Annotated in this window: 22 protein-coding genes, 1 tRNA gene and 1 pseudogene; 14 read left to right on the forward strand and 10 right to left on the reverse strand. The window is 63.4% G+C overall.

What is annotated here, in order from left to right; genetic code table 11:
• The first annotated feature begins 152 nt into the window (after positions 1-152).
• Positions 153-569, forward strand: coding sequence for a transcriptional regulator (locus NCR34_RS00885; RefSeq protein WP_175938858.1), 417 nt, complete (start codon positions 153-155; stop codon positions 567-569).
• 182 nt (positions 570-751) lie between these two features.
• Positions 752-1,246: a hypothetical protein gene (locus NCR34_RS00890; protein ID WP_250498887.1), complete on the forward strand. Its 495-nt coding sequence runs from the start codon at positions 752-754 to the stop codon at positions 1,244-1,246.
• Between the two features lie 90 nt (positions 1,247-1,336).
• On the opposite strand, the gene yidC is transcribed toward NCR34_RS00890, so the two are convergent.
• The 4 genes and pseudogenes from yidC to rpmH form a co-directional block, all read right to left on the reverse strand.
• Positions 1,337-3,004 carry a membrane protein insertase YidC gene (yidC, locus tag NCR34_RS00895; protein WP_206467306.1) on the reverse strand — a complete coding sequence of 556 codons (1,668 nt, stop codon included), beginning with the start codon at positions 3,002-3,004 and terminating at the stop codon, positions 1,337-1,339.
• Positions 3,005-3,126: 122 nt separating this feature from the next.
• Positions 3,127-3,342, reverse strand: a pseudogene (gene yidD, locus NCR34_RS00900) (membrane protein insertion efficiency factor YidD); the annotation flags it as partial.
• Positions 3,343-3,400: 58 nt separating this feature from the next.
• On the reverse strand, positions 3,401-3,877 hold the full coding sequence (gene rnpA / locus NCR34_RS00905; RefSeq protein WP_248322370.1) for a ribonuclease P protein component: 477 nt from the start codon (positions 3,875-3,877) through the stop codon (positions 3,401-3,403).
• 90 nt (positions 3,878-3,967) lie between these two features.
• Positions 3,968-4,102: a 50S ribosomal protein L34 gene (rpmH, locus tag NCR34_RS00910; RefSeq protein WP_004198824.1), complete on the reverse strand. Its 135-nt coding sequence runs from the start codon at positions 4,100-4,102 to the stop codon at positions 3,968-3,970.
• 425 nt (positions 4,103-4,527) lie between these two features.
• Here rpmH and dnaA point away from each other — a divergent pair, with 425 nt between their 5' ends.
• The 6 genes from dnaA (at position 4,528) to dbpA (ending at position 12,701) form a co-directional block, all read left to right on the forward strand.
• Entirely contained in the window at positions 4,528-6,096 is a 1,569-nt protein-coding gene (dnaA, locus tag NCR34_RS00915) for a chromosomal replication initiator protein DnaA (protein WP_248320831.1), read from the forward strand.
• Positions 6,097-6,370: 274 nt separating this feature from the next.
• Positions 6,371-7,474 carry a DNA polymerase III subunit beta gene (dnaN, locus tag NCR34_RS00920; protein WP_244847616.1) on the forward strand — a complete coding sequence of 368 codons (1,104 nt, stop codon included), beginning with the start codon at positions 6,371-6,373 and terminating at the stop codon, positions 7,472-7,474.
• A 134-nt stretch (positions 7,475-7,608) separates the two neighbouring features.
• A complete protein-coding gene (gene gyrB, locus NCR34_RS00925) occupies positions 7,609-10,080 on the forward strand; it encodes a DNA topoisomerase (ATP-hydrolyzing) subunit B (RefSeq protein ID WP_206467309.1) in 2,472 nt (823 codons plus the stop codon).
• A gap of 42 nt (positions 10,081-10,122) precedes the next feature.
• Complete coding sequence (locus NCR34_RS00930; protein ID WP_248320832.1) at positions 10,123-11,019, forward strand: phosphorothioated DNA-binding restriction endonuclease; 897 nt, start codon at positions 10,123-10,125, stop codon at positions 11,017-11,019.
• Between the two features lie 100 nt (positions 11,020-11,119).
• The gene (locus NCR34_RS00935; RefSeq protein ID WP_244847619.1) at positions 11,120-11,314 is read left to right on the forward strand and encodes a hypothetical protein; all 195 of its coding nucleotides are present in this window, start codon (positions 11,120-11,122) and stop codon (positions 11,312-11,314) included.
• A 4-nt stretch (positions 11,315-11,318) separates the two neighbouring features.
• The gene (gene dbpA, locus NCR34_RS00940) at positions 11,319-12,701 is read left to right on the forward strand and encodes an ATP-dependent RNA helicase DbpA (RefSeq protein ID WP_248320833.1); all 1,383 of its coding nucleotides are present in this window, start codon (positions 11,319-11,321) and stop codon (positions 12,699-12,701) included.
• A gap of 251 nt (positions 12,702-12,952) precedes the next feature.
• Here the strand turns inward: dbpA and NCR34_RS00945 are convergent, their stop codons facing one another.
• A complete protein-coding gene (locus NCR34_RS00945) occupies positions 12,953-14,314 on the reverse strand; it encodes an MFS transporter (RefSeq protein WP_248322371.1) in 1,362 nt (453 codons plus the stop codon).
• A gap of 167 nt (positions 14,315-14,481) precedes the next feature.
• Here NCR34_RS00945 and NCR34_RS00950 point away from each other — a divergent pair, with 167 nt between their 5' ends.
• Positions 14,482-14,868, forward strand: a complete 387-nt coding sequence (locus NCR34_RS00950; RefSeq protein ID WP_248320834.1) for a DUF488 domain-containing protein — start codon at positions 14,482-14,484, stop codon at positions 14,866-14,868.
• 39 nt (positions 14,869-14,907) lie between these two features.
• Here the strand turns inward: NCR34_RS00950 and NCR34_RS00955 are convergent, their stop codons facing one another.
• The 4 genes from NCR34_RS00955 to NCR34_RS00970 form a co-directional block, all read right to left on the reverse strand.
• Entirely contained in the window at positions 14,908-15,585 is a 678-nt protein-coding gene (locus NCR34_RS00955; RefSeq protein WP_248320835.1) for a DUF799 domain-containing protein, read from the reverse strand.
• A 9-nt stretch (positions 15,586-15,594) separates the two neighbouring features.
• A complete protein-coding gene (locus NCR34_RS00960; protein WP_248320836.1) occupies positions 15,595-15,960 on the reverse strand; it encodes a DUF4810 domain-containing protein in 366 nt (121 codons plus the stop codon).
• A 30-nt stretch (positions 15,961-15,990) separates the two neighbouring features.
• Positions 15,991-16,668: a CsgG/HfaB family protein gene (locus NCR34_RS00965; protein ID WP_248320837.1), complete on the reverse strand. Its 678-nt coding sequence runs from the start codon at positions 16,666-16,668 to the stop codon at positions 15,991-15,993.
• A 235-nt stretch (positions 16,669-16,903) separates the two neighbouring features.
• Positions 16,904-16,979, reverse strand: a tRNA-Lys gene (locus tag NCR34_RS00970).
• A gap of 169 nt (positions 16,980-17,148) precedes the next feature.
• Here NCR34_RS00970 and NCR34_RS00975 point away from each other — a divergent pair.
• The 3 genes from NCR34_RS00975 to NCR34_RS00985 are packed head-to-tail and all read left to right on the forward strand — an operon-like array spanning position 17,149 to position 18,931.
• The gene (locus NCR34_RS00975; RefSeq protein ID WP_248320849.1) at positions 17,149-17,562 is read left to right on the forward strand and encodes a PaaI family thioesterase; all 414 of its coding nucleotides are present in this window, start codon (positions 17,149-17,151) and stop codon (positions 17,560-17,562) included.
• Positions 17,563-17,565: 3 nt separating this feature from the next.
• Entirely contained in the window at positions 17,566-18,435 is an 870-nt protein-coding gene (locus NCR34_RS00980) for a patatin-like phospholipase family protein (protein ID WP_248320850.1), read from the forward strand.
• A 19-nt stretch (positions 18,436-18,454) separates the two neighbouring features.
• On the forward strand, positions 18,455-18,931 hold the full coding sequence (locus tag NCR34_RS00985; RefSeq protein ID WP_248320851.1) for an OsmC family protein: 477 nt from the start codon (positions 18,455-18,457) through the stop codon (positions 18,929-18,931).
• A gap of 3 nt (positions 18,932-18,934) precedes the next feature.
• Here NCR34_RS00985 and NCR34_RS00990 read toward each other — a convergent pair whose 3' ends face one another.
• Positions 18,935-19,951, reverse strand: coding sequence for a D-2-hydroxyacid dehydrogenase family protein (locus tag NCR34_RS00990; RefSeq protein ID WP_175938885.1), 1,017 nt, complete (start codon positions 19,949-19,951; stop codon positions 18,935-18,937).
• A 498-nt stretch (positions 19,952-20,449) separates the two neighbouring features.
• Between NCR34_RS00990 and NCR34_RS00995 the strand changes: the two genes are divergently transcribed.
• Entirely contained in the window at positions 20,450-22,321 is a 1,872-nt protein-coding gene (locus NCR34_RS00995; RefSeq protein WP_248320852.1) for a phosphoenolpyruvate carboxykinase (GTP), read from the forward strand.
• Positions 22,322-22,540: 219 nt separating this feature from the next.
• A complete protein-coding gene (locus NCR34_RS01000; RefSeq protein WP_175938889.1) occupies positions 22,541-23,638 on the forward strand; it encodes a transcriptional regulator GvmR in 1,098 nt (365 codons plus the stop codon).
• The last annotated feature ends 72 nt before the right edge of the window (positions 23,639-23,710 follow it).

Consider the following 23,710-nt stretch of genomic DNA (forward strand, 5'->3'; position numbering starts at 1 on the left):
TAACGCTCGTCGAGCATGGCCAGCCAGCCGTCGCACGGCTGACATCAGGCAAGCATTCAGTCACTCGGACAGGATAAACGACGTCTGATACGCGCCAGATCTAGCGCAGTTGGTTGACGTAAAGGCAGCGATTGCCTTGCACAATTGAACGCATGCCAACACAGCAAGAGAAGGCCGATTTCTCAGAACGGCTCAAATTTTCCATGGCCCGGTCGCCCGAGAAGATGCGAGGCGCGACCGATCTCGCGAACAAATTCAATCTGCGGTACCAGGGCGAGCCGGTGTCTCCGCAAACGGCGCACAAGTGGCTCACCGGCCGGTCGATCCCTACGAGTGACAAGCTTCAGACGCTCGCCGAATGGCTGAAGGTGGATCTGCACTGGCTGCATTACGGCCCGCCGCCGAGCGGCGGCGCGCAGACCGCCCCCAAACCGCTCGCGCGCGACGAGAAGTACCCGGCGTCCGAGGACACGCTGGAACTTGCGTCGAAGATAGAGGCGCTGTCGCCGCATCATCGGTATTTGCTCGAGGAGCTTATCGACCAGTTTTATGGGGCGATGAAGCGGTAGCGACTTCCGGCTGCGACCAAATTTTCCAATTCTGATTCGCGAGATTTATCTTGCGCCGTTGAGGGCGGAAAGCCTTGCGGCGCAAGGGGCTCGGCTCGGTCCAGCCGCGGATACAAATTCGAATTCGAGATTGCAAATTCGAGTTTGAAGACGCGGACTGGAATGTCCAAGACACTACCTGCATGGCGACCAATCGTACAAAACAGGCTTTCGCGCGCGGCTTACGGCTGCTGGTTGCAGATGTGGCCGACACCATCCAGCGTGACGTTCCCTACTTCAAGCAGAAGCTCTTCCGCGTCGGACATCCGGACGACCTCGTTCACGCACTCGCGCATGCGGACCCGGACGCAAGCGTAACGCCTACGACCGTGAAAAACTGGTTCGATGCAAAGACGATGCCGCGGGGAAAGAATCGGACGTCGTTGGCCATGCTGCTCGGCCACCGGGGAACGATGCTGTTGGACGGTGAGGACATTACGCCGTATGTCTCGACCCGGCTGGAGGCGGCTGAAACCGTACCGGCGTTCCAAGGCTATGAACACGAGGACGCTTTTCGTCGCGATATTCGTGAGGCAACGGCCGCCGCGCACCTTATTCTGGCCAAGCTGAACAGGCTAGACGAACGACTCAGCGAGCATCTTTCCGGCAGCGCATCACGAGGAAAGACGCAGTCGTGAAAGAAGCGGTGAGATAAGCGGTCCAAACAGCGCAAAAAAACGCCCGGCAAAGCCGGGCGTTTCCACATCCAAAACCAGCAGCCAAGAACCTCAAGCCACCTTCTTCTTACGCTGTCCCATCATCCGCGTGATGTAGTACTGCTGCGCGATCGACAGCACGTTGTTCACCACGTAATACAGCACGAGACCCGCCGGGAAGAAGAAGAACATGACCGAAAACGCAATCGGCATGAACATCATCATCTTGGCTTGCACGGGGTCCGGCGGCGTCGGGTTCAGCTTCGTCTGAAGGAACATCGACACGGCCATCAGCACCGGCAGAATGAAATACGGGTCTTGCTGCGACAGATCGTGAATCCAGCCGATCCACGGCGCGCCGCGCATTTCCACCGACGACAGCAGCACCCAGTACAGCGAAATGAACACCGGAATCTGAATCACCACCGGCAGACAGCCGCCAAACGGATTCACCTTCTCGGTCTTGTACAGCTCCATCAACTGCGCGTTCATCTTCTGCGGATCGCTCTTGAAGCGTTCGCGAATCTGCTGCATGCGCGGCGTGATTTCCTTCATGCGCGCCATCGACTTGTAGCTCGCCGCCGACAGCGGGAAAAACACCGCCTTGATCAGCAGCGTCAAGAGCACGATCGCCCAGCCCCAGTTGCCGACGAAACCGTGGATCTTTTCGAGCAGCCAGAAAAGCGGCTTGGCGATGATCGTCACCATGCCGTAGTCCTTCACCAGTTCCAGACCCGGCGCGATGCCTTCCAGCATGCGCTCTTCTTCCGGACCGGCGAAAAGACGCGCATCGACCGTCACGCTTTGTCCCGGCGCGATGGTCTGCACCGGCTGCTGCACGCCCACGCGGTACAGGTCCGGATCGATCTTCTGGACGTAGATATCGCGCTGCGCGCCTTCCTTCGGAATCCACGCCGACGCGAAGTAGTGCTGCACCATTGCGATCCAGCCATTGTTCGCCGACGGCTCGAACGTGGCCTTGTTCTTGTCGATGTCGCTGAAATCGATCTTCTGGAAGTGCTTCTGATCGGTGTAGACAGCCGGCCCGATGAACGTGTGCGAGAAGCGCGGCGTCTCGACCGGCGTGTTGTCGCGCACGAGTTCCATGTAGAGCTTCGGCGTGACCGGCGCATTGCCGACGTTCTCGATCTTCGTATCGACGTTGATCACGTAGCTGCCGCGCGTGAACGTGTACGTCTTCACGACCTTCACGCCACCCTTCACCGGCGATTCGAACGCGAGCGTCAGCGTTTTCGCGTCGCCCGACAGCGACGTCTGGCCCGGCACCGCCGTGAAGACGTCGTTGTGATTCGGGAAGTCGCCGCCGAGCAGGCCGGTGCGCGCGAGGTACGTGTGGTTCGCGGTGTGATCGAAAAGCGTGATGTAAAGGTCTGGCTGCTTGCCGTCGCCTTCCTTGAGCAGCGAGAGCTTCGAGAGCGTGCCGCCGCGCGTGTCGATCTCACCGGAATACACGTCCGTCGTGAACTTGACGAGCTGCGAAGCCGCCGTGGCGGGCGGCGTCGAGGTGCCCGGCGCGGCGCCGGCCGGCGCGTTCGTCAGTTCGGAGGGCTGCGCGCCCGGCGTGGCCGAGCCCGGTGCCGGATTGCTGGCGGTCTTGGCCGGCTGCGTCGCGCTCGGGAAGAACATCGACGGGCGCCCATGGTCGCGCTGCCAGTTGTCGAACAGCATGACAACTGACACGAAGAAGATGACCCATAGGACGGTGCGTTTGATATCCATGCGTTGTCTCAGTGTCGATCGGTAAGCGCTTTTGCGCCGTTTAGTGGTGAATGCTTTTCTTGAGCGGAACCTGCAGCCGGGCTATCCGCCTGCGTGGAAGCGGACGAAGAACCGGGAGCACGGGACGGTGTCGGCACGAGATCGACGCCGCCCGCCGAAAAGGGATGGCAGCGGCAGAGCCGTTTTGCGGCGAGATACGTGCCATGCGCGGCGCCATGATACTGGATTGCCTCGCGCGCGTAGTCGGAACAGGAAGGGTAAAAGCGGCACCGGTTGCCGAGCAGGGGGCTGATCGCAACCTTGTAGAAGCGCAACAACGCGATGAGTGCCGTTTGCATAAGCTTCGCGCTGCGCGCCCCGGTTTGCGGTGAGAGGCAAACCGACGCGGCCCGCGCTTCATGACCCGGAAGGGCCGGATGAATCGTCGACGGCGGGCGCCGAAGGCGGCGCCGCCACGGGTTCGGCCGCGCGGCGCGCTGCTTCGCGCACGGCACGGTCGAAAAGTACTTCCAGTTCGCCGCGGCACAGCGCGCCGAGCGGCGGCGAACTGGCGCTCGGCATCGCCTTGCGGTCGATTTTCGCGTGCAGCCGCACGAGGATGTCGAATCCACGCAACTGCTCTCGACGCAGCCGGAACGCTTCGCGCGCAAGCCGCTTGATCAGATTGCGCGTGACGGCGCGCGGCGCCTGCTTTTTACCGATGACGAGCCCGAGCCGCGCTTCGTTGCCCGTGGGCTTGCCGTACAGAACGAAGTGCGGCGAACGCCGCCAGGGGCGCAAACGAAAAACGGATGAGAACTCATCCGTTTTCAGCAGCCTTGCGGCCTTGGGGAACGCGGCCGACGCCGGCAACTCGACGATGTCCTGTTTCAAGACTTCTGTGCGGCGCTCGGCAAGCGGCTCGCCACCTTCCGATGCATCCGTCTCCGAACGCGACGCGGCTGCGAGCAGCACGTGCCTGTCTTAGATGGCCAGGCGCTTGCGGCCCTTCGCGCGGCGAGCGTTGATGACCTTGCGGCCGCCGGCGGTCTTCATGCGAACGCGGAAGCCATGGGTGCGCTTGCGGCGCGTCACGGAAGGTTGGTAAGTACGTTTCATGGTGCTCTCACTTGAGTTGAATGACCGCGCGGGCTTGGCTCCAGTGTGGTCACTGCAAGCACGATGGCCGGAGGTTCAGGAATTCTGTTTTCGCGGAACCCGCTATTTAAACCGTTTTCCTATTGACCGTCAATAGTTTAGCGCCCATCGACGGTGCAACCCGCGTGTTTCGTCCTCTTTCGGCGCGGTGATTTGACCCTGTGGATAACTCGCGCGCCGCGAGGGTTTGGCGTTAGAATCTCGCCTTACTCCCAAATATCCGCCCGCTGCTTCGGCCCGCCGTTCGCCCGCAAACCCTTGCGGCGTAAGCCTCCGGAGCATGCCTGCTTGGCCGTGCCGGGACTTGCCGAACCATCCGACGTAAGTGGACGCATTCGGCAAGCATGGCCGCAGGTGGCGCGCAGCAACCATAACGACCGCACTCGATGAACGATTTCTGGGAACACTGTTCCGCACTGCTGGAGCGCGAGCTCACGCCTCAGCAGTACGTCACGTGGATCAAGCCGCTGACCCCGGTCGACTTCGATGCCGACGCGAGCACGCTGCGCATCGCCGCGCCGAACCGCTTCAAGCTCGACTGGGTGAAGAGCCAGTTCTCCGGACGCATCGCGGACGTGGCGCGCGAGTTCTTCAGCGCGCCTATCGACGTGCAATTCGTTCTCGATCCGAAAGCGACCGCTCGCAGCGCCGTCGGCGGCGCGCCGAACGCCGCGCCGCGCGTGAGCGTCACGCCGCCGCGCCCGCCCGCGCCGGCGGCGGCGCCCGCCGCGCCTTCGGTGGTGGCGCACGCGAACGCAACGGCGCACGTCAACGCGCTCGCTGCCGAAGCCGCGCAGCAGGCGCAGGCCACGCAGGAAGAACAAGTCGATCTCGACCTGCCGAGCCTCGACGCCAACGAAGCCGCCGCTGGCCGGCGCACGTGGCGGCCGGGCGGCGCGCCGTCGGCGGGCGGTGAAACCGATTCCGCCTACGAACGTTCGAAGCTCAATCCGGTGCTCACGTTCGACAACTTCGTGACCGGTAAGGCGAACCAGCTTGCCCGCGCGGCGGCCATTCAGGTCGCGGACAACCCGGGCATCTCGTACAACCCGCTCTTTCTGTATGGCGGCGTGGGCCTCGGCAAGACGCACCTGATCCACGCCATCGGCAATCAGTTGCTGATGGACAAGGCCGGCGCGCGCATCCGCTACATCCATGCGGAACAGTACGTGTCCGACGTGGTGAAGGCGTACCAGCGCAAGGCGTTCGACGACTTCAAGCGTTACTACCACTCGCTCGACCTGCTGCTGATCGACGATATTCAGTTCTTCTCGGGCAAGTCGCGCACGCAGGAAGAATTCTTCTACGCGTTCGAGGCGCTCGTCGCCAACAAGGCGCAGGTCATCATCACGAGCGACACGTATCCGAAGGAAATCTCCGGTATCGACGATCGCCTTATCTCGCGCTTCGACTCGGGTCTGACGGTCGCCATCGAGCCGCCGGAACTGGAAATGCGCGTCGCCATTCTGATGCGCAAGGCGATCTCCGAAGGCGTGAGCCTGTCGGAAGACGTGGCGTTCTTCGTCGCCAAGCATTTGCGCTCGAACGTGCGCGAACTCGAAGGCGCGCTGCGCAAGATTCTGGCGTACTCGAAGTTTCACGGCCGCGACATCACCATCGAGTTGACCAAAGAGGCGCTCAAAGACCTGCTGACGGTGCAGAACCGGCAGATCTCGGTCGAGAACATCCAGAAGACGGTCGCCGATTTCTACAACATCAAGGTCGCCGACATGTACTCGAAAAAGCGACCGGCCAATATCGCCCGTCCGCGTCAGATTGCCATGTATCTGGCGAAGGAACTGACGCAGAAAAGCCTGCCCGAAATCGGCGAACTCTTCGGCGGCCGCGACCACACGACGGTGCTGCACGCAGTGCGCAAGATTGCCGCCGAGCGCGGCAACGACGCGCAGCTGAACCACGAACTGCACGTGCTGGAACAGACGCTGAAGGGCTGATGAAGCCGCCGGGCGGCGCGCGGCGGCAGGCGTCGATTGTTGCGCGTGCGGGCCTGTTTATTGGCGAAAACGCCCCCAATTTCTGGGGAGCCGTGCTGTTTTCAGGCACAATACAGGTTTGCCGTCCGCTGGCCTGGACGGTTCTGAAGCGCAAGCTTTCGCGAGTGACCGGCGGGGGGCCGGCAACGCGTGTTACGAGGTTGTCCGGCGGGCGAACGGTGGCGCTACGGTGGCGAACCGCCCGGACAGGCCGTCACATCAATGAAGGAACTCTATGCAACTGGTCAAGACCGAACGAGATAATCTTCTAAGGCCGCTGCAAACCGTGAGCGGTATCGTAGAACGCCGCCATACGTTGCCTATCCTCGCCAATCTGCTCATCACCAAGAACGGCGCGGATGTGTCGTTCCTTTCGACGGACCTCGAACTCCAGATCACCACGCGCGCCGATTTCGGCGTCGGCGGCGATCAGGTCGCCACCACCGTCGCCGCGCGCAAGCTGCTCGACATCCTGCGCGCCATGCCGGCCGGCGAAGTCGCGCTCGACCTCTCCGACAAGCGCCTCACCGTGCGCTCGGGCAAGAGCCGCTTCAACTTGCAGACGCTCGCCGCGGACGAGTTCCCCACGGTCAACCAGGCTACTGACTTCGGCGCGAGCCTGTCGGTTCCCCAAAAGACGTTCCGCCAGCTGCTCGGCATGGTGTACTTCGCGATGGCGCAGCAGGACATTCGCTATTACCTGAACGGTATGCTGCTGGTAGTGGACGGCGACCAGCTGATGGCGGTCGCCACCGACGGCCACCGCCTCGCGTTCTCGTCCATGAAGATCGAAGGCGCGTTCCCGCGTCAGGAAGTCATCATTCCGCGCAAGACCATTCTCGAATTGCAGCGCCTGCTGGAAGACATCGACGACACGCTGAAGATCGACATCGCCGCGACGCAGGTGAAGTTCACGTTCGGTCAGGTGGAACTGGTGTCCAAGCTCGTCGAAGGCAAGTTCCCCGACTTCCAGCGCGTGATTCCGAAGTCGCACAAGAACACGTTCGAGATCGGCCGCGAAGAACTGCAGCGTTCGCTCCAGCGCGCGGCCATTCTGACTTCGGACAAGTTCAAGGGCGTGCGCTGCCTCGTCGAGCCGGGCCAGCTCAAGATCATGTCCACGAACGCGGACCAGGAAGAAGCGCAAGAAGAACTCGAAATCGCGTATCAGGGCGATACCGTCGATATCGGATTCAACGTCACGTATCTGCTCGACGTGCTCGCGAATCTGAAGGTCGACACGCTCCAGGTGGCGCTCGGCGACGCGAATTCCAGCGCGCTGATCACCATTCCGGAGAACGAGGAATTCAAATACGTGGTGATGCCGATGCGCATCTGACGCATACGACACCGATCACACTCCAAGGGGCGGCGCGCCCCTTTGGCGTTTTTAAGGTGTTTTGAAAAGTTCGAGCATTTACGAGCAGTTATCGAAGTAGTGTCGAAGCAGTGACGCAGAACCGGAAGAAATCCATGACTGAAAACACACATTCGCAACCCGACAACAGCTACGGCGCATCCTCCATTCAGATCCTCGAAGGGCTGGAGGCGGTGCGCAAGCGTCCGGGCATGTATATCGGCGATACGTCGGATGGCACCGGTCTGCATCACCTCGTGTTCGAAGTGCTCGACAACTCCATCGACGAGGCGCTGGCCGGCTACTGCGACGACATCCACGTGACGATTCACGCGGACAACTCCATTTCCGTGACGGACAACGGCCGCGGCGTGCCCACGGGACTGAAGCGCGACGACAAGCACGACCCGAAGCGCAGCGCCGCCGAAATCGTGATGACGGAACTGCACGCGGGCGGCAAGTTCGACCAGAACAGCTACAAGGTGTCGGGCGGCCTGCACGGCGTGGGCGTCTCGTGCGTGAACGCGCTGTCGGAATGGCTGCGCCTCACGGTGCGCCGCGACGGCAAGAAGCACTTCATGGAATTCGCGCGCGGCGTGGTGCAGAACCGCGAGATCGTCGAGGAAGACGGCGTGCAGTATTCGCCGATGCCCGTCGTCGGCGACACCGAAAAGCGCGGCACGGAAGTGCACTTTCTCGCGGACGCGACGATCTTCGGCAATGTCGAATTCCATTACGACATTCTCGCCAAGCGCATGCGCGAACTGTCCTTCCTGAACAACGGCGTGCGTATCCGGCTGACGGACCTGCGCACCGGCAAGGAAGACGACTTCGCGTTTGCGGGCGGCGTGAAGGGCTTCGTCGAATACATCAACAAGCAGAAGCAGGTGCTGCATCCGACCGTCTTCCACGCGACCGGCGAGCGCGAGAACGTGACCGTCGAAGTGGCCATGCAGTGGAACGACAGCTTCAATGAAAGCGTGCTCTGCTTCACGAACAACATTCCGCAGCGCGACGGCGGCACGCACCTGACCGGCTTGCGCGCCGCGATGACGCGCGTTATCAACAAGTACATCACGGACAACGACATCGCGAAAAAGGCGAAGGTGGAAACCACCGGCGACGACATGCGCGAGGGTTTGTCGTGCGTGCTCTCCGTGAAGGTGCCGGAGCCGAAGTTCAGTTCGCAGACGAAGGACAAGCTGGTGTCGTCCGAAGTGCGCGCGCCGGTTGAAGAGATCGTCGCGAAGGCGCTGGAAGACTACCTGCAGGAAACGCCGAACGACGCGAAGATCATCACGAGCAAGATCGTCGATGCCGCGCGCGCGCGCGACGCGGCCCGCAAGGCGCGCGAGATGACGCGGCGCAAGGGCGTGCTCGATGGCATCGGCCTGCCGGGCAAGCTCGCGGACTGCCAGGAGAAAGACCCGGCGAAGTCGGAGATCTATATCGTCGAGGGCGACTCGGCGGGCGGCTCGGCGAAGCAGGGCCGCGACCGCAAGTTCCAGGCGATTCTTCCGCTGCGCGGCAAGGTGCTGAACGTGGAGAAGGCGCGCTTCGACAAGCTGATCTCGTCGGAGCAGATCGTGACGCTCGTGACGGCGCTTGGCTGCGGCATCGGCAAGGACGATTACAACCTCGACAAGCTGCGCTATCACCGCATCATCATCATGACGGATGCGGACGTGGATGGCGCACATATCCGCACGCTCTTGCTGACGTTCTTCTACCGGCAGATGCCGGAGATCGTCGAGCGCGGGTATATCTACATCGCGCAGCCGCCGCTCTACAAGATCAAGGCGGGCAAGGACGAGCGGTATATGAAGGACGCGCACGAGCTCAACCAGCACATGCTGAAGCTCGCGCTACAGGGTTCTGAACTGATTCCGAGCGAAGGCGCGGACCCGATTTCGGGCGATGCGCTCGGCGAACTGGCGCGTGCGTATCTGCTGGCGCAGGCGGTGGTGGATCGCATCAGCCGCATCTACGACGCAGCGGCGCTGGAAGCCGTGATGGATGGCGTCGTGATCGACCTGTCGACGGAAGAAGCGGCGGCTGCATCGGCGAAGGCGCTCGAGGCCCGGCTGCGCGCCGATCCGCTGAAGCCGGAAGTCACGGTGGAGCCGGCCTACGATCAGGTGCGCGAAGTACGCTCGCTGCATATCAAGCGGCGCCATCACGGCAACGTGAAGGTTTCCGTGTTCGACGAAGACCTGCAACTGACCGCTGACTATAAGCAACTGGTTTCGACGGCGGATACGTTCAAGGGCTTGATCGGCGAAGGCGCGTTGATCAAGCGCGGCGAGCGGTCGATGGCCGTGTCGGACTTCAAGAGCGCGATGAAGTGGCTGATCGCGGACGCGGAACGCAACGTGTCGAAGCAGCGCTATAAGGGGCTCGGGGAGATGAATCCCGAGCAGCTTTGGGAAACGACGATGGATCCGAACGTGCGGCGGCTGCTGCGCGTGCAGATCGAAGACGCGATCGCGGCGGATGGCATCTTTACCACGCTGATGGGCGATGATGTCGAGCCGCGTCGGGCGTTTATCGAGAGCAATGCGTTGCGGGCGGGGAATATTGATGTTTGAGGGGAGCGGGGCCAACCCCGTCGCCCGCATTTGAATCGCAGCATGCAGCGCCGTCACCCGCTCGACATCCTTCGGCGCTTCGAGGCGTTGAAGGTCTGGCAACGCGGTGACGAGCGCGCGCCTCATAAGCCCTTACTGGCATTGCTCGCGCTCGGCTTGTACAGCCGCGGAGTCCGCGAGGTGCCGTTCAATCAGTACGAAAGCAAGCTGAACGAACTCTTGCGCGAGTTCGGCCCTTGGCGGCGCACGCTGTATCCGGAGATGCCGTTTCTTCGCCTGCAAAGCGACGACGTGTGGCGCGTCGCGGCGCACGGCTCGGGCGTTGCGCTCGCGTCCAACGCGGCATTGACCAAGACGCAGCTGCGCAGCATCGAGGCGACCGGCCGCTTGTCCGATGACGTCCAACGCACCTTCGACAGCAATCCGCAATCCATCCGCGACGTCGCGCGCATATTACTCGACGCGCATTTCCCCGACAGCATGCACGAGGACATTCTCGCCGCCGTCGGCCTCACGCTTCACGCACCGCTGACAGCCAGAACGCGTCGCAGTCCAGACTTTCGCGACGACGTACTCAGGGCGTACCAGTACCGCTGCGCGCTGTGCAATCTCGACATGCGCATCAGCAACCGCACGATTGGCCTAGAGGCCGCGCACATCAAATGGTTCCAGTTCGAAGGACCGGACGTCGTGGAAAACGGCATCGCGCTGTGCTGCCTGCATCACAAGCTCTTCGATATCGGCGCTTTCACGCTTGGCGATGAGCGTCGCGTGCTGGTCTCCGAAGAAGCGCACGGCACCGACCAGTTCGACCACATTTTGTTGCGGCATCACGGCAGTCTGCTGAACGCGCCGGTCAGAGCGGAGCATCACCCGTCGAGCCAGTTCGTCGCCTGGCATCGCGCCCAAGTCTTCCGTGGACAACCCCGCCCGCTTTAATCCCCGAAGCCCCCGCCCCAACCCGCGTACACTTCCGCTTCGAGCCAATCCATCTTGCGCGGGCCCACCCGCGCGGATCGCAATCAAGAGAACTTCCCCCATGTTCACCTGCCGAAACCAGTCCTGCCAAGCAGAATGGCAGCCCTCGGACGTCGTCATCAAAAACGAAGGCCAGGGTCTGCTGTTCCGCTGCCCGATGTGCGGCGCGCGTAACTACGTGACGCGCCACGAGTCGCCGGAGGGCGCCGTCTCCTACGAACAAGTCAGCGACATCCCGCCGCGAGGCTCGCATTAACGCCATGACCACCGACACCTCCTTCGCCAACCTGCCGCTTTCCCCGGCGATGCAGGCGAACCTGCAACAACTCGGCTACGCGTCGATGACGCCGATTCAGGCGGCCAGCCTGCCGCATGCGCTCGCCGGGCACGACCTCATCGCGCAGGCGAAAACCGGCAGCGGCAAGACCGCCGCCTTCACTCTGCCGCTGCTCTCGCGGCTCGACGCGAAGCAGTTCGCCGTGCAGGCGCTCGTGCTCTGCCCGACGCGCGAGCTCGCCGATCAGGTCACGCAGGAAATCCGCCGCCTCGCGCGCGCGGAAGAAAACGTGAAGGTGCTGACGCTGTGCGGCGGAACGCCCATGCGTCCGCAGATCGCGAGTCTCGAGCACGGCGCGCATATCGTCGTGGGCACGCCGGGGCGCATCATGGATCATCTGCAGCGCGAAACGCTTTCGCTCGCCGGGGTCCGCACGCTCGTCCTCGACGAAGCCGACCGCATGCTCGACATGGGCTTCTTCGACGATATCGCGTCCGTCGCGCGGCAGTGCCCGAAGGATCGGCAGACGCTACTCTTTTCCGCGACGTATCCCGAAGGCATCGCGAAGCTGAGCCAGCAGTTCCTGCGCAATCCGCGTGAAATCAAGCTCACCGAGCAGCACAGCAATGCCAAGATCAAGCAGCGGTTCTATCAGGTGGAAGACCACGAGCGCCTGCACGCCGTCGGGCTGCTGCTGGATCACTATCGTCCGGTAAGCACGCTCGCGTTCTGCAATACCAAGCAGCAGTGCCGCGACTTGCTCGATGTGTTGCGCGCGCAAGGCTTCGAGGCGCTCACGCTGCATGGCGAGCTGGAGCAGCGCGAACGCGATCAGGTGCTCGTGCAGTTCGCCAATCGCAGTTGCTCCGTGCTCGTCGCGACCGATGTGGCGGCGCGCGGACTCGACATCGCGCAACTGGAAGCGGTCATCAACGTCGACGTGACGCCGGACCCGGAAGTGCATGTGCATCGCATCGGCCGCACGGGGCGCGCGGGCGAGGAGGGCTGGGCGCTGTCGCTCGCGAGCATGGACGAGATGGGGCGCGTGGGCGCGATCGAAGAGGCGCAGCGCGCGGAAGTGGAGTGGCATCCGCTGTCGGAATTGACGTCGGCCGAGCCGGGGCATCTGAAGCCGCCGATGGCCACGTTGCAGATTCTCGGCGGACGTAAGGACAAGATCCGCCCGGGCGACGTGCTGGGCGCGCTCACCGGCGAAGCGGGGTTCGACGGCACGCAGATCGGCAAGATCAATGTGATGGATATGGTGACTTATGTGGCGGTAGAGCGCGGCATCGCCGATGACGCCATCCGCAGGCTCGGCGCCGGGAAGCTGAAGGGGCGCAAGGTGAAGGTGCGGCGGATTTGAGCGGCGGGCCTTTCGACGTGGTCGCGTGCCGTGTCAGCGAGATGGCGCGCGCATCGCGGTTGAGCGCTTTTGAGTTACCCGCGTGCCACGGTCGCGGACGTCGCGTCGCGATCACGGTTGAGCGCCGTCGTTCACTCTTGCGTCGCGTGACGAGCGGCGAGTCGGAGCGCCTCTGATCTAGACCAGCGCGACGCAAGCCGAGGCGGTGCCGGTATTGCACGTCACGAGCGGGGCATCTGCGCGCCTTCGGTTCACTCCTGCGCCATCCCCGCCGCCGAGCCGGCATCACGCGTCACCAGCCTTAACCCACTCGCGACGCTCGCCGCTCCGGCAAAGCCCGCACCCAGCGAAAGCGCGAGCGCCGGACCGTGTTTTCCCGCGATGCCGAAGCACAACGCGACGAGCGCCGCGCCCGTCGCCTGCCCGACGAGCCGCGCGGTCGCGACCACGCCGCTCGCCCCGCCGCTCCGCTCGCGCGGCGCGCTGGCCATGAACGCCTTCAAGTTCGGCGACTGAAAGAACCCGAAGCCCGCGCCGCAAATCGACATGCGGATGCAGATATCGAGCGCATGCGGATTCGCCGGCAGCGCCGCGAGCGACACCATGCCCGCGCACAGAATGGCGAGCCCGATGCCGCCGAGCAGCCCCGGCGCGTAGCGGTCGGACAAGCGCCCCGCGATGGGCGCCATCAACGCGACGAGCACCGACCACGGCGTCATCAGAAAGCCGGTTTCCACCTGCGTGCGGCCGAGCACGGTCTCGAAGTAAAACGGCAGCGACACGAACGCGAGTCCTTGCGCGGCGAACGAGCAGACGGCGGTCATCGTGGACAGCGCGAACATCGGGCGTCGAAACAGATCGACGGGCAGCATCGGCGCGGGATGGCCGCGTTCGCGTCGAAGCATCAGCGCGCCCGCGACGAGCGCAACGGCCAGCGCCGCGAGCACCGTGCGCGACGGCGCGCGCTGCGCCGCTTCGCCGAGCGCGAAGATGAGCGACGCGAACGTGACGACGTTGAGCGCCGCGGCCACGCGATCGAAGCCGTGCGCGCTGCGCTTCGTCTGCGGCAGCGAGGGCCACGCGATGAAAAGCGCGAGCACGCCGACCGGCAGATTCACCGCGAAGAGCCACGGCCACGTCCCGAGCGACAGCACGATGGACGCGACCGTCGGCCCGACCGCGAACGCAATGCCGACAATCAGCGCGTTCAGTCCCACGCCGCGCCCGAGCCGGTGTAGCGGAAACAGCGCGCTGATCAGCGCCGTATTGACGCTCATGATCGCGCTCGCGCCGAGCCCTTGAAGCAGGCGCGCGGCGACGAGCGTCGGCAGCGACCACGAGAACGCGCATATCGCGGATGCGATCGTGAACACGACGAGGCCGCCCAGATATACGCGCCGATGCCCGACGATGCCGCCGAGCGCCGCAAACGGCAGCAGCGTGGCGACCATCGCGAGCTGGTACGCGTTGATGATCCAGACGGAGGCCGCGGGCGTCGAGCCGAGATCGGCGGCGATCGCAGGCAGCGCGGTATTCGCGATGGCGGTATCGAGTGTCGCCAGCGCGACGGCCAGCAGAATGGCGGCCATGCCACGCCGCTCGCGGGAGGTCATCGGCGCATCGGGGTCGCGGGGGGCGGATTGGGCGGGATCGGCGGGCACGTCGTGTTCCGGAAGTAAGCGGACAAAGAATAATCCGAAACGATACGGGAACGCGACGGATCGCGCTCGAACACATCGGCGGCGGTTATGCTGTGACGAGCAAAACAGGGAGACGGAGTATGGCCATTCGAATCGTGCGGCTCGGCTCACCGCGCAGCGAAAACGAAGGCTTGCGCATCGGCACCGTTCGCCGGCCGCCGCGCGGCGTGCCGAAAGCCGAATTCGCGAGTCGCAACTTCTACGACGTGTGGTACCCGAACCTGGCGCCATCGGCGGAGCGGGTGGCCGAGGCGCTGAGCGCGCAGACGGAGAAGGAGTGGAGCGCCTTCGTGCGGAAATATAAAGCGGAGATGGCGACGCCGGAGGCGAGCAGGTCGCTCGACCTGCTCGCGGCGCTCTCGCATACGACCAATCTGTCAGTCGGGTGCTACTGCGAGAACGAGGCGCGCTGTCACCGGTCGGTGCTGCGAGAGCTTTTGCTAAAGCGCGGCGCGGAGGTGGTCTAGGCGCGATAGACGCCCGTGAGGACGTCTATCGCGAATGCTTCAGTCGGTGCCGAATTTCGGCGAGCGCGGGCCGTAGAGCAGGCCGGTCTTGTCGCCCGTCGCGAGCAGGCGCTGGCTCGTCAGGCCCGCGACGTCGAACGATTTATCCGTCAGCGAGTGGGTGACCTGTTTGGCGATGCCGCCGACCACCATGCCGATCAGGCTGCCGTTGCCCACGCCGACGTTGTAGCCGACTTCGTTGCCGTTGGCCGAGGCGGAACCTTTCCACAGTTCGTCGCCCGAGCGCAGGTCGACGAGCTTCGCGTTCGCCGACACGACCGTCTTGCTGTCGACGACGATGAACTTCGTGCCGTAGCTCGTGACCGTCGTGTACAGCGCGGCGTCCGCGCCGAAGATTTCGCGGAGCTTCGCGGGCGCGACGTTCTGGATGTCGGTGGGCGTGGTGAGGCCGTTGTGCTTGAACGTTTCGTCCATCTCGGCGACCGGCACGACGTAGTAGCCGGCTTCGGCGAGCGGCATCGTCATTTGCGCCAACATGCCGTGCGTCGCGCCGATGTCGGAAGTGTCGTTGATCGGCGGCAGCACGAGAATCGAATGCGGCTTGCTATTGCGGAACGCCGTGTAGTCCGTCTGGTGCGGCGCGCGCGAGGCGCAGGCGCTCAGCATCAGCAGAGCGGAGAGCATCGTGAAGAGCTTGCGATAAAAATTCATGTTCATGGCCGGCGCTTATTTGAGATGGCTCAACAGAAAGTCCATATAAACGGACGACTCGGGAAAGGATTGCTTCTCGGCATTCAGTTCCTGCCGGGCGGAATCGATTTGCCCGACGCTTGCGTACAGCGTACCGAGATGCGCATGGAATCCCGGCGGCAACGCATTGCCCTTCGCGAGAATCTGCTGGCGCGCTTTTTCGAGTGCGTCGATCTGCTCGGCCGGGCTCTTCTGGCCTTTGAAGTATTCGTACACCTGCGGCTGATAGCCGTCCCATTGGTAGAGCGGCGGCGTGCCTTGGGTGGCGCAACCGGTCAGCAGCGCGCACGCTGCCGCGATCGGCAGCGCGAGGCCGGTCAGGAAATGCTTCTTGAAATACATGATAAGACCTGCTGATGAGTGTTGATGCTGTTACTTCGCGGCTTGCAACGCGCCCGCGTCGACCTTTTCGACGAGGTGGTTGACGGCTTCCTGAATCGCCAGATCGAGCACTTTGCCGTTGAGCGTCGAGTCGTAGCTGGCGGTGCCGCCGAAGCCGATCACTTCGCGGTTCGACAGACTGTATTCGCCCGCGCCCTGGCTGGATGCGACGACTTCGGAGGTCGTGGTATCGACGATGTTGAGGCTGACCTTCGCGTACGCCACTTGCGTCTTGCCGCTTCCGAGCACGCCGAAGAGTTCGCGATCGCCGACGTCCTTGCGGCCGAACTCCGTGACGTCGCCGGTGATGACGTAGCTCGCGCCCTTGAGCGCCTGGTTCTTGTTGGCGAACGTGGCTTCCTGCTTGAGTTCGTTCAGGTTGTCGCGCTCGAGGACGGTGAAGCGGCCGCTCTGCTGCAGCGTCGTGAGCAGAATGGTCTTCGCCTGACTGCCGACGCGATCGACGCCGTCCGAGAACACGCCGCGCATGTAGCTCGAACGGTTGTCGAACTTGCCGACGGATACGGCGACCGGTTTGCCGGCGTAAGGCGTGCGGGCGCTGCTGACTTCGGGTACCGGCAGTGAGCGCGATGCTTCGGTCGCGCATCCGCACAGGACGGCGGCGACGGACGCAGCGACGAGCGCCGTGCGGGCTTTGGGGAATTTCATGATTTGCCTCCGGGAATGCGCCGTCGTTGTCTCGTGTCTGTCTGACTGCGACAGAATGGTCGGACGGCGGAAAAGGGAGGCAAATTGTTAAGCCATTCGGGGAGCGGGTTTTTCGGAGCGGTCCGAAAGTTCGAAGGGCTTGTCATGCTGGCGAGGCTGTGCCAGCGCTGCGCGCGCAGTGGAACGCGCAAAAGGAAAGGCCGGTCAGCTTTCGCTAGACCGGCCTTGAGAATCTTGGTGGGGCGTGAGTGACTCGAACACTCGACCTACGGATTAAGAGTCCGCTGCTCTACCAACTGAGCTAACGCCCCAACAGAAGCGAAATTATAGCGGCAAAATTTCGAAAAGCGCAAGCCCCCCGCGCGAAAATTCGACGCCGCAACAAGCCGCCCGCCGAACATCGCGCGCCACAACAGCCGTTATCATGACGCATCGCCGAACCATCGTTCGATTCGTCAACTCATCACGGAACAGGAAGACATGGACGAAGCCGCCATCCGCGCGTTGCTGGACAGCATTCTCGCGCCGTGGGTCCGCGAGTTGTCGCTTGCGCCCGAAGCCATCGGGACCGACTCCGTCACGCTGCGTCTGCCGTACTCGGACCATGTGCGGCACGCGGGCGGCGTCATCTGCGGTCAGGTGTTCATGGCCGCCGCGGATACCGCGATGGTCGTCGCCATATCGCACGTCATGGGCGGTTTCTCGCCGATGACCACCGTCTCGCTCAACACCACGTTCATGCGCCCGGTGAAGTCCGGCGACGTGCTCGTCACGGCGCGCGTCATGCGGCGCGGGCGCAATCTCGTCTTCGGCGAAATCGACATGCACGACGACAAAGGCGAGCTCGCCGCTCACGCCACGACCACCTACGCGCTCATCAACAAAGACCAGTAAGCAATGTTCGATCAAGTCGTATTCGCCGGCGGCGGCAACCGCTGCTGGTGGCAAGCCGGATTCTGGAACGTCGTGCAGCCGGAGCTGGACCTGCGGCCGCGGATCATCGCGGGCATCTCGGCGGGCGCGGCCACCGCCTGCATGCTCTACACCAACGACGCGCGCTGGGTCATGCGCTATTACGCGGACGTCCTACGCGGCAACACGAAGAACGCTTACTGGGGCAATCTGTTGCGGCGCCAGTCGGTGTTTCCGCATTACCGCATCTACCGGCAGGCGCTGCTCGACATCTTCGCGGATCGCTTCCACGAACTGGCATCGGCGCCGGAAATTCGCATCGGCGTGTCGCATCTGCCGCGCTGGCTCGGCGCGCGCAGCGCCGTCGCGGCGGGCCTGATCGCCTATAACATCGAAAAATACGTGCGCAAGACGCTGCATCCGACGCTCGGTCAGGCGCTCGGCTTCCATCCCGAGTTCGTGACGGCGCAGGAATGCGCGACGATCGAAGACCTGGCCGACCTCATTCTGCAATCGTCGAGCACGCCGCCGTTCACGCCGATCCTGCGTCGCAACGGGCGTCCGGTGCTCGACGGCGGCATGGTCGACAACGTGCCGGTTTCCGCGCTCGACGCGTCGCCGGGCATGGTGCTCGTGATGGTCACGCGGCTGTATCCGCGCGAGCGCACGTTCGTCGTGCCGCACGGCGAGCAGCGGCGTCTTTACGTGCAGCCGTCGCGTAAGGTGCCGATTTCGAGCTGGGACTATACGAGCCCGTCGCAGATGGAGCATGCTTACGACCTGGGTCGCGCGGACGGCGAAGACTTCCTGGAACGCCTGCCGCGTCTTCTTGACGCCGCGTCGCATCTCGCCTGAGTGTGCATGGAGGCATGCCGTGTCGAAGCTGCATCGCTATGAACTGACCGTCGCGTGGACCGGCGATCTCGGCTCCGGCACGTCCGCCTACGACGCGTACTCGCGCGATCATCTCGTGCGGGTCGGCACGAAGCCCGCAATCGAGGCATCGAGCGATCCGGCGTTTCGCGGCGACGCCGCGCGTCACAATCCGGAGGAGTTGTTCGTGGCGTCGCTCTCGTCGTGCCACATGCTCTGGTATCTGCACCTGTGCGCGACGAACAAGGTCGTCGTCACCGGCTATGTCGATGAAGCCATCGGCACGATGCAGGAAGAGCCGGGCGGCAGCGGGCGCTTCGTCGATGTGCTGCTGCGCCCGAAAGTGACCATCGGCGCGGGCGGCGACGCGGCGCTCGCCGCGCGGCTGCATGAGGAAGCGCACCGGAACTGCTTCATCGCGAATTCGGTGAATTTCCCGGTGCGCTGCGAGCCGGCTATCGACGTGTCGACGCTCTGAACGTCAACGGCGGCGCGCGTGCTGAAGCGCCTCCGGATTCGCCACGCTCGACATATCGCCGGCATCGAACGCGAGAATGTTCTTGAACGCCGCGCTGAAATAAAGCTCGTAGCTTTCGCGCTCCACATAGCCGATGTGCGGCGTGCAGATCACGTTTTCCATGCGCAAGAGCCCGTAGCCTTGCAGAATCGGCTCGCTTTCGTAGACGTCCACCGCGACCATGCCTGGCCGGTTGTGATGCAGCGAATTCAGCAGCGCGTTCTCTTCGAGCAGTTCGGCGCGGCTCGTGTTGACGAAAAGCGCGGTCGGTTTCATGCGCATGAGATCGTCCGTCTTGACGATGGCGCGCGTTTCGTCGTTCAGACGCAAATGCACGGTGAGCACGTCGCTCTGCTCGAACAACATCTCACGGCTTTCCGCGATCGCCACGCCGTCCTCGCGCGCCGCCTCCTGCGAGTGCTCGCGGCCGTAGACGAGCACGTTCATGCCGAACGCCTTGCCGTAGCCCGCCACGAGCCTGCCGATCTTTCCGTAGCCCCAGATGCCGAGCGTCTGGCCGCGCAGCACTTGCCCGAGCCCGAAGTTCGGCGGCAGCGCGGACGTCTTCAATCCCGACTGTTGCCACGCGCCCTGCTTCAGGTTCGCGACGTACTGCGGAATGCGCCGCTGCGCCGCCATGATGAGCGCCCACGTCAGTTCGGCCGGCGCGACGGGTGAACCGGTTCCTTCCAGTACCGCGATTCCGCGCTCCGTACACGCGTCGATGTCGATGTGGCCGCCGCCCGCGCGGCCGGTCTGACTAATCATGCGCAACTTCGGGCATTTATCGAGCAACTGCGAGCTAATGCGCGTGCGTTCGCGAATGAGCACCAGCGCGTCCACTTCCGACAGTCTGCTAGCCAACTGTCCGAGCCCACGCACCGTGTTATTGAAGACCTTCACCTCATGGTCATCGAGCAGATGGAAGCAGTCGAGCTTCCGGACGGCGTCCTGGTAGTCGTCGAGAATGGCGATTTTCATGGAATGTGATTGCGTATTGTTGGGCATTAAACCTGCTGCGTCGTCTAACCGGCGATTGAAGGAAGCGCGGATTAACTTCGGGTAATTACCGATAAATCCGTGCTAATCCGCCGAAACCTGTGCTTTATGCGCAGCGTCAATGTCTCGCTGCCATGCGGTGTTATGCTTGATTCCCGCTTGATTCCCCTCAATCGGCGGCGGATAAAGGTCCGCGTCGAAAAGCGAAAATCGCGGCGCCCATTGCGGAAAACACGGTAATCAGCAAGGGGACAGGCCGATTAGTATCTCTTTTTAACAGTTTGTTCCTTTGCGGCGCAAGCCACGGCAGGAAGCGCCCGAAGGTCAGCAAGAGTCACGCCCCGAGGACGCCGCACTCGGCTGGTCGACCGCATTTGCGTGAGCGCGCTTGTGTGAAGCGCCCGCGGTCCCGTCGAAACGCCTCTCGCACGCAGCGTCCGGGCGCACGGTTTTTCATTGCAGAAGAACGGAGACAGCTCGATGAACCAGCCCGCAGTAGTCGAACAAAACAATAACAATGCCATCGACGTCGAAGCGCCGGCCTACGTCCGGCACGCAAGACTGATCGAATGGGTTCAACGCGTCGCGGCGCTCACCAAGCCGGAACGCATCGTCTGGTGCGACGGCTCGCAGGAGGAATACGACCGGCTCTGCGCACAGATGGTCGCCGCCGGCACCATGAAGAAGCTCAATCCCGAAAAACGCCCGAACTCGTATCTCGCGTGCTCCGATCCGTCGGACGTGGCGCGCGTCGAGGACCGCACGTTCATCTGCTCGCAGCGTCGCGAAGACGCCGGCCCGACGAACAACTGGATCGATCCGCAGGAAATGCGCACGACGCTCGACGGCCTCTTCGACGGCGCCATGCGCGGCCGCACGATGTACGTCGTGCCGTTTTCGATGGGTCCACTGGGCTCGCCTATCGCGCATATCGGCGTGGAACTGTCGGATAGTCCGTACGTCGTCACGAACATGCGGATCATGACGCGCATGGGCCGCGAGGTGTACGACGTGCTCGGCGCGGACGGCGAGTTCGTGCCGTGCGTTCACTCGGTCGGCGCGCCGCTCGCGGACGGTCGCAAGGACGTGCCGTGGCCGTGCAACGACACGAAGTACATCGTTCATTTCCCCGAATCGCGCGAGATCTGGAGCTTCGGCTCCGGCTACGGCGGCAACGCGCTGCTCGGCAAGAAGTGCTTCGCGCTGCGCATTGCATCGACCATGGGCCGCGACGAGGGCTGGCTCGCCGAGCACATGCTGATTTTGGGCGTCACGTCGCCGCAAGGGCGCAAGTACCACGTCGCGGCGGCATTCCCGTCCGCGTGCGGCAAGACCAACTTCGCGATGCTGATTCCGCCTTCCGACCTCAACGGCTGGAAAGTGACAACCATCGGCGACGATATCGCGTGGATCAAGCCGGGCCGCGACGGCCGTCTCTACGCGATCAACCCGGAAGCGGGCTATTTCGGCGTCGCGCCGGGCACGAGCGAAAAAACCAACTTCAACGCGATGGCGACGCTCAAGGAGAACGTGATCTTCACCAACGTCGCGCTGACCGACGACGGCGACGTCTGGTGGGAAGGCATGACAGACGCGCCGCCCGCGCATCTGATCGACTGGCAGGGCCGCGACTGGACGCCGCAAATCGCGAAGGAGACCGGCGCGAAGGCCGCGCACCCGAACGCGCGGTTTACGGCGCCCGCGTCGCAGTGTCCGTCGATCGATCCGGACTGGGAGAACCCGGCCGGCGTGCCGATCGACGCGTTCGTCTTCGGCGGACGGCGCTCGAACACGGTGCCGCTCGTGACCGAAGCGCGCGACTGGAAGGAAGGCGTCTACATGGCCGCGACGATGGGCTCCGAAACCACGGCCGCCGCGGCGGGCCAGCAGGGCGTCGTGCGCCGCGATCCGTTTGCGATGCTGCCGTTCTGCGGCTACAACATGAGCGACTACTTCGGCCATTGGCTCAAGATGGGCGAGCGCCTGCAAGCGCAGAACGCGAAGCCGCCGAAGTTCTTCTGCGTCAACTGGTTCCGCAAGGGCGAGGACGGCAAGTTCGTGTGGCCAGGCTTCGGCGAGAACATGCGCGTGCTGAACTGGATGGTCGGACGCATCGAAGGCACGGCGAGCGGCGAGGAACACGCGTTCGGCATCTCGCCGCGCTATGAAGACATCGACTGGGGCGCGCTCGATTTCACGCGCGAGCAGTTCCAGCAGGTCATCTCGGTGAACGACGCCGCGTGGCGCGACGAACTCACCCTGCATGACGAGTTGTTCGCGAAGCTTCAGCAAGGGCTGCCGGACGCGCTTCCGGAAGCCAAGGCGGACATGGAAAAGCGTCTCGCTGCCTGATCGTCTCTGCGTTGCATCGCCCGGTGACTGACGCTGCCGGGCGTGTTCCCTTCAAGAAGATGACCGAACGGTCATCTTTCTCCGCCCACGCGTTTCTCCACGATTTTTTTCCAAAAACCACGGCGCGTCCGCAACTTCTGCACGAATCTTCGAGTCCTAGGATAATTCTGAATTGCCTTGCAGCAGGATTTATAGCCGCGTGGCGGCAGGAGTTGTCCCATGGATCATTTGCAGTCGATGAAGGTGTTCGTTCGCGTGGCCGATCTCGGCAGTTTTGCCCGGGCCGCAAGCGCGATGGACATCTCGAACGCGGTGGCGACGCGCCACGTCGCCGATCTGGAAAGTCGTCTCGGCACGCGTCTGCTCAACCGCACGACGCGCAGCCTTTCGCTCACGGAATCCGGTCAGGTGTATCTGGAGCGGGCGCGCCAGATTCTCGATGAACTCGAAGATGTCGAACAGATGGTGGTCGCGCGCAATCACGAGCCGCTGGGTTCGCTGCGCATCGTCGCGCCGGTCGTGTTCGGCCTGCACAACCTCGCGCCCGTGTTGCAGACGTACGCGCAGCGCTATCCGAAAGTCGTGCCCGACGTGACGCTGGTGGACCGTCAGGTCGATCTCGTGGAAGAAGGGTTCGATGTCGGCATCGTCATCGCGCGGCAGGTGAAGAGCGCGAGCGTCGTGACGCGACGCCTGACCACGGGCTGCATGACCGTGTGCGCGACGCCCGAATACCTCGAAAAGCACGGTACGCCGACGCGGCCGGAACATCTGCTGGAGCATCCGTGCCTCAGCCTGCCGTCCGAGTATTGGGGCGACGAGCGCGTGTTCACGGGTCCGGACGGCGAAGTGCGCGTGCGTCCGCAGAATGTGATCATCGCGAACAATACCGAAATGCTGCGGCAGTTCGCGTTGCTCGGCATGGGCATCGCGATCTTGCCGAGCTATTTGATCGGCAACGACATGAACCGCAATCAACTGGTGCGCCTGCTCGGCGACTATCAGTTGCCGCAAGTCGAAATCAACGTCGCGTATCCGAGCCGGCGGCACTTGCCCGCGAAAGTTCGCACGTTCATCGATCATCTCGTCGAGCACTTCAGCCAGACGCCGAATCATCAGCTCGGCGAGCAGTGGATTCGGGATGGCATTGGCAAGCCGGCGGCCGCGAGCAGCGCGGAAGCTCACTACGCTCACGCCGATGAAGCCAAAGCGCCGCCGCCCGCGCCGCGTTCCCGCTCGATGGACGGCGAACTGGGCCCGAAGCTGGCGAAGCCTTCGCGAACGCGAGGGCGCGTGCCGGCAGCGTCGCCGTTCTGATCGGCTGCGCGCGTCGTAGCGCGCATCGGACGAAAAAAAGCCCGCGAATCGCTTCGCGGGCTTTTTTGCTTT

The sequence above is a fragment of the Caballeronia sp. GAWG1-5s-s genome (genome assembly GCF_023631445.1).
Taxonomy (GTDB): Bacteria; Pseudomonadota; Gammaproteobacteria; order Burkholderiales; family Burkholderiaceae; genus Caballeronia.